Origin of the sequence: Pedobacter sp. (assembly GCF_040513095.1) — a bacterium.
In the GTDB taxonomy this organism is placed as follows: Bacteria; Bacteroidota; Bacteroidia; order Sphingobacteriales; family Sphingobacteriaceae; genus Pedobacter.
In genome coordinates, this window is sequence record NZ_JBEVDX010000063.1 from 1 (window position 1) to 7,513 (window position 7,513).

Here is a 7,513-nt window from a genome sequence, read left to right on the forward strand (position 1 = left end):
GCTCAATGAAGGGTATTTCAGGGAAGAGGAACTCAGCTCCTTACAGCAGCAGGCTACCACCGTTTTAGCCCATGCTGATCTGCAGCGTTTACTGAACAGCAGTACCCAGACAGTTAATGAGAAAAGTATTATCGACCGCGATGGCAAGAGCTACCGCCCGGACAAGGTTTTGATCTCAGACAGAGAAGTGGTGGTGATCGACTATAAATTTACACAGAAAGAAAGCCCTGCGCATATCAAACAGGTTCATGGCTACCGGGCGCTGCTCCAGGAAATGGGTTATCCGGCAGTTAGTACTTATTTATTTTATGCCAATAGCGGCGAATTGAAACTGGTTTAAAGCATGGTGGCATTTTTAAAAGAAGTTGCAGATGATCTGGTAGCAAGGATGGGGAAAGACCTGCACCATGCTGCGGTGGTATTTAACAATAAACGGCCGGTTGCTTACCTGCAGAACCACCTGGCACAAACGATAGGAAAGCCATTCTGGAGTCCTTCCTTTTTTACAATACAGGAGTTTTTTGCATTGTCTACAGATCTGCAGGTAGCGGATGGGTTTACACAATTCTTTACGCTTTATCAGCAATACAACGAATTACTGAAAGAGGAAGGTGCAAAAGCTATCAGTCCTGATGTGTTTTACCCTGTCGCAAGGATCATCCTCAGTGATTTCGCCCAGATTGACAACGACCTGGTTAATGCAGACCAGCTTTTTGAAGAACTGAAAGATATTGCCGTGATAGAAAAGAACTTCCAGCACCTTACCGCGGAGCAGCAATCTTTTCTGGAGCAGTTCTGGACGTCCTTTTCTTCAGGAAAACAAAAGAACCACCAGGAACAGTTTATACGGATGTGGCGGAGAATGCCGGCTTTGTACAGGGGTTTCCATGAGGCACTTGCTGCAAAAGGGCTGACCTCCATGGCGCATATTTACAGGAAACTAGCCTTAGGCGAAGCAGAAAAGCCGGAATTTATTGATGATTTTGCAAAAGGAAAGCTGGTGTTTGCCGGATTTAATGCACTAAGCAATGCGGAAGCCATGATCTTTAAGCGCTGGAACCAGGATGAAAAAGCCCTCTTTTATTTTGATACAGACAACTATTATATGCAGGATGAGACCCAGGAAGCCGGACTTTTCCTCAGAAAAAATATTCAGAAGCTGGGTTTGCCCAATGCGCTCGGTGAGAGCCGCGACCTGATCCGGTCGGTACAGAAAGAGATCAGCGTATATAAAACCCAGGGACAAACTGCGCAGGCAAAGATCCTGCAGCATGAACTGGAACAGGATTATCCTATGCTCGATGCATCAGATAATGCCGGAAAAATTGCGTTGATCCTGGCAGATGAAAGTTTGCTGCTTCCCGTACTGCAAACTATACCCACACATTATAAAGGAGAAGCTGGAGCAACAGTGCCGGTAAATCTTAACGTGACGATGGGATATCCCTTGCTGGCTACCTCCATATTCGGCCTTGCTGATATCTGGCTCAGCGTACAATCGCAATTATCTGCCGGAAAAAAAGATACCGTTCACTACCGGGAGGTAGAGGCTTTTTTGTCACACCCACTGGTCGGGCTTCCCCCAGACCTGCGCAATGAACTGCAGAAAAAAATACTTGAAGGGATTTTTGTAGAAATTGAGATGGATGTCCTCAAAGGCGCAGGAGAACTTTCGGGGATATTCTTTAAAAGACGAAATACCGGTGTAGCTTCCATTTCAGGCTTACTGGATGTGTTTACCCTGATCCTTCGTCAGCAGATTGCAGAAACAACGCTGAAACAAACCGAAGCAGACCTTTTCATCGCGACCATCAAGGAGCTAAACAGGCTTCATGATACACTAACTGAGTATACGAATGAGCTTCCCCTGCCATTTGTACTGTCGCTGATGCAGAAAGCAATACAGGGAATTGCGGTTCCTTTAAGCGGAGAACCTTTGGAAGGTGTTCAGGTAATGGGATTACTGGAAAGCAGAAGCCTTGATTTTGACCATGTGTATATCCTTGGGGTAAACGAAGGTATCCTGCCGCAGGTAAGCGTATCCCCGAGTTTTATCCCTGATAGTATCCGCAGAGCATACGGACTGCCTGTAATCGAAAATCAGGATGCGATTTCGGCCTATATGTTTTACCGCCTGCTGCAGCGTTCACGTAAGATCAGCCTGGTATATAACGGACAGGGTGATGAAAATAATACCGGTGAACCCAGTCGTTTTTTACGGCAGCTTGAATTTGAGAGCGGGTATACATTCAGGTATTTTGACCAGTCGCAAAACATAGCTACAAGCCACCATACCAAAATGGATATCATAAAAGAGGCTGAAATACTCAGCCGCTTAAATATGTATCTCGACCAGCAGGATCCTTCTTTACGGATTTCTGCCACGGCTCTGACCACCTATATGAACTGTCCCGTACAGTTCTTTTATAAATATATCGCGAAAATCGAAGAACCCAAAGAGCTGACTGAAAACCTGGAAGCCAATAACATCGGCTCGATGCTGCATTTTGTGCTGGAACGTTTCTATGAAGAGCTCAAAGCGGATGGCCCATACATCACCAGGGAAAGAATCGCGGAGCACAGGAAGCAACTCGACAGACTGGGAATAACAGCCTTTGCTAAAATAATGGCCGGCAATGAACACCAGCAGGTAAACCATAACGGAATGCAGCAGGTGGTACTGGCAATTGTTGCAGAATATGCGAATGTGATCCTGAATTATGATGAAATGCAAGCTCCCTTTTCTATACTCGACCTGGAAAGCAAAGATCAGATCAGCTTTAAGATTGGGGTCAATGGTGTGGAACGGTCGTTAACCCTGCACGGTATTATCGACAGGGTAGACCTGAAAAACGGAATAACAAGGGTAGTGGATTATAAAACAGGCAGGGACGAGCTGGTTTATTCCTCATTGCATGATATTTTTGATGCAGACAGCGGGAAACAGAATAAGGCGCTGGTACAAACACTGTTCTATACTTATGTGTATGAGCAGGCCAAAGGTATTACCGGCATGGAACCCAATTTGTACCTGATCAGGAAGATGAGAAAAGAGGGTACACTTTTTTATTCGAGCGAAAGCAGAAAGCGCGTACACCTGCAGGTAGAACATTTAGCCAGCCAGAAGGACGAATTTATTGTGCTTTTAAAGTCAAAATTAGAAGAATTATTCAACCCCGGACTTCCATTTACACATACGACACAGACCGATAACTGCAAATATTGTCCGTATTTGTCATTATGCGGCAAATAATATGCTTGTTTAGGGCTTATTGCCAATATATTTTGGTGATTTTCGTTCTTAAAGGATTGTATTTAAAACACTACTTTATTATTAAGTTACAATAGTTATATTTGCGGCAGTTAACATTTGAATATACAATGAGAGAGATTCAATTTAGAGAAGCTTTGCGTGAAGCTTTGAGCGAAGAAATGCGTAAGAACGAAAACGTTTTTATGATGGGCGAAGAAGTTGCGCAATACAATGGTGCATATAAGGTAAGTCAGGGTATGCTTGATGAGTTTGGCGACAAACGTATCATTGATACACCCATTGCTGAGCTAGGTTTTACCGGAATCGGGATTGGTGCCGCAATGAACGGTTTAGTTCCGATCATAGAGTTTATGACTTTTAACTTCTCCCTTGTTGCAATCGATCAGATCATCAACGGTGCTGCTAAGATCTTATCTATGAGCGGTGGTCAGTTTTCTATCCCTGCTGTATTCCGTGGTCCTACAGGAAACGCTGGTCAGTTAGGTGCACAACACTCTCAGAACTTTGAAAACTGGTACGCAAACTGCCCGGGTTTAAAAGTTGTAGTTCCTTCTACGCCTTATGAGGCAAAAGGATTATTAAAACAATCAATTATCGATCCTGATCCGGTTATCTTCATGGAATCTGAAGTAATGTACGGTGATAAAGGTGAAGTTCCTGAAGAGGAATATTATATCGAACTGGGAAAAGCAAGAATTGTAAAAGAAGGAACTGATGTGACTATCGTTACTTTTGGTAAAATGCTTACCCGCGTTGTAAACCCTGCAGTTGAAGAATTAACCAAAGAAGGTATCAATGCTGAAGTTATCGATTTACGTACTGTACGTCCTATCGATTATGCAGCTATCATCGAGTCAGTTAAAAAAACCAACCGTTTGGTGATTGTAGAAGAAGCATGGCCTCTGGCTTCAATTTCTTCTGAGATTGCATTCAATGTACAAAGAAATGCTTTTGATCATTTAGATGCTCCGGTATTGCGTATCACTTGCGCTGACGTTCCGCTTCCGTATGCACCTACATTGATCGCAGCCAGCTTACCTAACGCAGAACGCGTAATCAAAGCGGTAAAAGAAGTAATGTACGTAACAAAATAAGCTATTTCAAACACAGTATATAGAATCCCGTTGGTTAAGCCCTGCGGGATTTTTTGTTTTAAACCTATTTTTTCAATATGAGTAGTCACTCAAAGATTATAGCTGCAGAATTGGCAGTTGCAGAAAAACAAGTTATTGCCACTATTGAATTACTGGACGAGGGGGCAACAGTACCTTTTATTTCGCGGTACCGGAAAGAAATGACCGGCAGTCTGGATGAAGTTCAGGTGGCTGCGGTGCGTGACCGTTTCCAGCAATTGCGTGAGCTGGACAAAAGACGTGAAGCTATATTAAAAGCTTTAGAGGCTTTAGGGAAACTTGATGCGGAGCTTGAAGCGCAGATCAATGAAGCTGCCAATATCACGGTCCTTGAAGATATTTACCTTCCGTACAAACCGAAGAGGAAAACCCGGGCTTCTGAGGCACGCAGGAAAGGCTTGGAACCCCTGGCACTTGCCCTGTTTGCACAGGGGAAAATGAATTTGGAGGATGAAGCTAGAAAATACCTGAATACGGAACTGGGGGTATCTTCTTTTGAGGATGCACTAGCAGGTGCAAGGGACATAATAGCGGAGATGATCAGTGAAAATGCTGAAGTGAGAAGCGATATGCGAAAGTATTTTCAGCAAAAAGCGGTGATTAAATCTGCTGTTGTTAAAGGCAAAGAAGAAGAAGGAATAAAATACAAGGATTATTTTGAATGGGAAGAGCCGGTTAAATCTTCTCCTTCGCACCGTATTTTGGCAATGAGGCGTGGTGAAAATGAAGGTATCCTTAAACTTGAGGCTGTTCCCGAAGTTGAAGGAGCAATAGCTATACTGGAAAAACACTTTATCCAGGGTAATAATGAGAGTTCAAAACAGGTAGAACTTGCTGTACATGACAGTTATAAAAGATTGCTGGGGCCTTCAATGGAAACTGAGTTACGTTTGCTGTCCAAACAAAAAGCTGATGAGGAAGCTATCCGTGTGTTTGCTGAAAATGCAAGGCAGCTGTTGCTTGCCGCACCTATGGGGCAAAAGAATGTACTTGCTATTGATCCGGGATTCCGTACCGGATGTAAAGTTGTTTGTCTGGACAGACAGGGAAAACTACTGGAAAACACAACTATCTACCCGCATACCGGACAGGGAAATGTCAAGAATGCTGCGGATGCCATCCAGAAGTTATGTGTTAAGCATGAGGTTGAAGCTATTGCTATTGGCAATGGAACAGCTGGAAGGGAAACTGAAGTTTTTGTTAGAGGTCTTGGTCTTGCGGGAGTTCTGATCGTGATGGTGAATGAAAATGGTGCTTCTATATATTCTGCTTCTGAAGTGGCCCGGGAAGAGTTCCCTACGCAGGATATTACTGTTCGTGGCGCTGTTTCTATTGGCCGCAGGCTGATGGATCCGCTTGCGGAGCTGGTAAAGATTGATCCTAAGTCTATCGGGGTTGGACAATACCAGCATGATGTAGACCAGACCAAGTTACAGGCATCACTGGATGATACTGTAATGAGTTGTGTGAATGCTGTAGGTGTAGAGCTGAATACTGCATCAAAACAAGTGCTGGCTTATGTCTCCGGACTGGGACCACAGCTTGCACAGAATATTGTAGCTTATAGAAATGAACATGGTGCGTTTAAGAACCGCGAGAGTTTAAAGAAAGTTCCAAGACTGGGAGGCAAAGCCTATGAGCAGGCTGCGGGTTTCCTGAGAATCAGAGATGCAGCGCATGTGCTTGATGCCAGCGGTGTTCACCCTGAGCGTTATGCGCTGGTGAACCAGATGGCGAAGGACCTTGGGCATTCTGTAGATGATTTGCTGAAAGATGTTCAGCTGCAGAAGCAGATTAAACTGCAGCAGTATGTGAGTGATAGTGTTGGTTTGCCGACTTTAAATGATATTATGGCTGAGCTTGCAAAACCGGGACGTGATCCAAGGGAGCAGTTTGAAGCGTTTAGTTTTGCTGAAGGTGTAAATGAAATTGCCGATCTGAAGGTTGGGATGAAACTTTCTGGCATTGTGACTAATATCACCAACTTCGGTGCTTTTGTGGATATTGGCGTGCACCAGGATGGTCTTGTGCATACGAGTCAATTGGCAGACAAGTTTGTTTCAAACCCGAATGACGTTCTCAAAGTTAGCCAGCGGGTAGAAGTGACCGTGAAAGAGATTGACGTGGTACGCAAGCGGATTTCATTGTCTATGAAGAGCGAGAATGCGCCTAAGCAAGGTATATCTGAAAGAGCTGCTGGATTTAGAAAACCTGAAGGTGGTGTTAAAGCTCAGAACAGGCCCCAGGTGGCGCCGGGCAAAGGTCAGTCCTCTTCCGGCAGGCCGCAGAGGCCAGCGAAACCTGAACCTGAAGGCGATTTGCAGATGAAGCTTGCTGCGCTGAAGAATAAGTTTAAGTAAATCTAGGCTTTATTTAGCCTTAAACGTATTTATATCCTAAAGCCCCTACTCAGGGGCTTTTTTTGTTAAGCTTGAGGTCTCAATTTGTAACCTCCAAAGATGATCGTCAGGGATTACGTTACATGCCTTTCTGTTTTTACAGAACAGGGCGCGAGGATGTTGTCCTGTATCCTGAATAGTGAAAGAGCTATTCATGTAAACATATAAATCACCGGATCTATACATGGATACGCGAAATGGTGATGGCGCACAAACATTTATTTATCAAAGTTGAGCAGGTTGAAAACAACTCATGAAGCATGATCAGAAAATAGTTTGTAATTTACATATCTAAGTAAATTCATCGAAAAAGAAGATGAGCCGCGAACAGCAATCGGCTTTAAAATATAGAGGTCAGCAAGTTCTTCATTTCTCCTTTATAACGTGTACTATTAATTACTAGTAATCCTGGTGTACAAACAGGCATTCTATAGAGTTTTACAAAGGTTCTTGTTCGGTATTCACAGCTTGTTGATGGGAGGTTGTCGGGGTGTTGACAGGCTCATTTGGCCTTTTTAGCCTGTCAACACCCTGTCAACCGCCTGTTAATAGCGAACAAAAACCCTGTTTAAACCGTGTAAAGTACTTATAATGACACTATCAGTCATATTCCTTTATACTAGAGATAGCTCACGTATCTTCTCCATAGTTTGGATTACAACACCAGGAGACGATTAGCAAAGTACCAGTAGTGCACCAATTCCCTG

The 7,513-nt window shown here is 43.8% G+C and carries 3 protein-coding genes and 1 pseudogene; all 4 read left to right on the forward strand.

What is annotated here, in order from left to right; genetic code table 11:
* Positions 1–340, forward strand: a pseudogene (locus ABWY16_RS08555) (Dna2/Cas4 domain-containing protein); the annotation flags it as partial.
* A 3-nt stretch (positions 341–343) separates the two neighbouring features.
* Positions 344–3,253, forward strand: coding sequence for a PD-(D/E)XK nuclease family protein (locus ABWY16_RS08560; RefSeq protein ID WP_353904228.1), 2,910 nt, complete (start codon positions 344–346; stop codon positions 3,251–3,253).
* A 128-nt stretch (positions 3,254–3,381) separates the two neighbouring features.
* Entirely contained in the window at positions 3,382–4,368 is a 987-nt protein-coding gene (locus tag ABWY16_RS08565; RefSeq protein ID WP_353904229.1) for a pyruvate dehydrogenase complex E1 component subunit beta, read from the forward strand.
* Between the two features lie 77 nt (positions 4,369–4,445).
* Positions 4,446–6,767 (forward strand): Tex family protein, encoded by a 2,322-nt coding sequence (locus ABWY16_RS08570; RefSeq protein ID WP_353904230.1) that lies wholly within the window; start codon positions 4,446–4,448, stop codon positions 6,765–6,767.
* Positions 6,768–7,513: the final 746 nt, after the last annotated feature.

Excerpts from the sequence above, each read along its gene's own strand:
- ABWY16_RS08560 (WP_353904228.1), top strand. The coding sequence starts at position 344 with ATGGTGGCATTTTTAAAAGAAGTTGCAGATGATCTGGTAGCAAGGATG.
- ABWY16_RS08565 (WP_353904229.1), top strand. The coding sequence starts at position 3,382 with ATGAGAGAGATTCAATTTAGAGAAGCTTTGCGTGAAGCTTTGAGCGAA.
- ABWY16_RS08570 (WP_353904230.1), top strand. The coding sequence starts at position 4,446 with ATGAGTAGTCACTCAAAGATTATAGCTGCAGAATTGGCAGTTGCAGAA.